Annotated in this window: 1 protein-coding gene and 2 pseudogenes; 1 reads left to right on the top strand and 2 read right to left on the bottom strand. The window is 28.3% G+C overall.

What is annotated here, in order from left to right:
- The first annotated feature begins 64 nt into the window (after nt 1–64).
- Nucleotides 65–538, top strand: coding sequence for an SWIM zinc finger family protein (locus IDG66_RS12000; protein WP_000523668.1), 474 nt, complete (start codon nt 65–67; stop codon nt 536–538).
- Nucleotides 539–586: 48 nt separating this feature from the next.
- Here IDG66_RS12000 and IDG66_RS11995 read toward each other — a convergent pair.
- Nucleotides 587–1,304, bottom strand: a pseudogene (locus tag IDG66_RS11995) (HAD hydrolase family protein).
- A gap of 231 nt (nt 1,305–1,535) precedes the next feature.
- Nucleotides 1,536–2,281 (bottom strand): annotated as a pseudogene (locus IDG66_RS11990) (hypothetical protein).
- Between the last annotated feature and the right edge of the window lie 62 nt (nt 2,282–2,343).

Genomic DNA, 2,343 nt, shown 5'->3' with positions numbered 1-2,343 from the left:
AATCTAGACACTTATTTATTTTATTTTCTTTATTTAAAAATAATAATAAAAAGGAGTATCATTAATGGGATTACTTGATATTGCAAGTATTCGTTCTATAGAAAGAGGCTTTAATTATTATCAAAGTGAATGCGTCATTAACTTAAAATCATTTTCAGAAACGCAGCATGAGGCTGAAGTAAAGGGCAGTGGCAACAAAGTATATCGTTGTTATATTGATATGGAACATCCTAGAAAATCCAAATGTAATTGTCCTCATGCTGATGGAAGACGAGTGATATGTAAACATATGATTGCATTACTCTTTACAGCTAGTCCAGAAGCAGCAAATAAACATATAATGATGTTAAACGAAGTTGAAGAAGACTATCAATTACGCAGAAATATGTGGATTGATAGTCTTAAAGAAATGATTAATGATATGAGTGAAGAAGAACTCCGCGATGCATATTTAAACATGTTAATTGAACATGGAGAAATGGCAGAATTATTTGGATTAGATGAAGAGGAAGAAATGTTCGAGGACGAATTTTATTAAAATAGCCCCTATCGATTGATAATGATTATCATTTGATAGGGGTGTTTTTTATTTATATGATTTTAAGACTTTGCAAATAGCTTGTGCATTATTATTGATGTGTTTGATTTTATCAAGTTTCAATATTGCGTGTGTGTATGCTTCTGATGGTCCTATAATATAGCCACTACTAGCATGTTGTAACATGACAATATCATTGTGGTCATTACCAAATGCTATATATTTAACATCTGCATCAAATATATATTGTAATGCAGTATATTTATTAATATTTTGCGCTGTTATATCAATGTTATACTCATTTGAATGGTGAATCATTTCCAATTCTTGATGGTATTTATTTAGCTCGTCTAATATAGTTGTAATTTGTGCCGGGTCTATATTTAATAAAATAACTTTGATTGGCGTGTCGATATTTGCAACATCAATACAACTGGCCAGCTTATGTGGATCTAAACGCTCAAAAATCGCGTTCTCAGCGTCAAGTTGTGCAGCATAATTCCAATCATCATCAATAATATAATCTAACTCATACTTTTGAATTATTTTTAAGATATGGTGATATGTATCTGTATGAATTGGTTTGATAACAGAAATCTTTGATTGCTGTGAAATCATAGCACCATTTGCGCCAATTAATGTGTGCTGATGCAAATATAAGTTCATGACCATCATGTTGTAATTGTAACAATGTATCAATAATAGTCTGGTCAATTAATCGGCCGTCAAAACAAAGCGTACCATCAATATCAAAGACAAATCTCATCAAATCACTCCAAACAATATAATACCATGATTATAGCATAAGTAAGTTATGTGACGATATTAGATAATGATTATGATGTAGGGTACCTTTTGCGTTACACACACATAACTTCCTATAATATATATTATGTAAACTAGAGTGTGAAATTCCATAAGGGGACTTATATAACTTCGAGTTTGTATAAGTCGTTTTGATTATTAGTAAAGTATGTTTGTAGTTACTATTAACTTTTTATTTAACACATGCTATTTTATCAATACCTCTATTATTAGGATTAGTACATAAATAAACTAAAATTAACGCGACAAAATTTAGAAAATCTATAAAAATAAATAAGATTTGTGCAGATTGAGTTTGATATATGACCAAAAGTATTGAAAGTAAAAAAGTAGGATTAATATTAATTTTAAACAAGATATAATTAATGGTAAACATCTGACAACTGGTTTTCGTTCTTTTAATAAAGAACACGAAAAGAATAACCACATTATTATAGAAAAGTTACACACTAGATATGTACTAAAAGAAATACCACCTTCTTGTATGACATATCTAAATAAGTTCACAGCAAATTCATGATTATTATGAATATTTGACTCACTAATTAAACTAATTGTAAATTCTGCAGTGAATCCTTGAATAATCAACGAAATTCCATTAACTAAAAAGTATAATAATAGGAATAACGTACTTATAATATTATTATAGTTATTATCTTTTTTGATGTCATTGAATCTAAAAAAGAAATTGAATGGAATTAACACACAGGCAATGTATGCTATTCCTTTTGATATATGATCCAAACCGTAATATCCCTTTAAATGTGTATAATATTTTAATGCTTCATATGTAGTTAAATTATTTTTCGAAGGTGGAAATAATAATTTCTGGAAAATAAAACTCATAAAAATCCAAAATAACATAATGAGCATCAGAATAATAAAAGTGTTTTTGGCATGTTTTTCAATTCGATTCATTTTTTAACTACCTCACTTACTTGCATTTCATACTCAGATAACCATTATTTTATATTATATAT

Source organism: Staphylococcus sp. EG-SA-18, assembly GCF_017151825.1.
Classification (GTDB): Bacteria; Bacillota; Bacilli; order Staphylococcales; family Staphylococcaceae; genus Staphylococcus; species Staphylococcus aureus.
The sequence above is the reverse complement of the archived record's forward strand: the minus strand, read 5'-3'. Positions and strand labels throughout refer to the sequence as shown.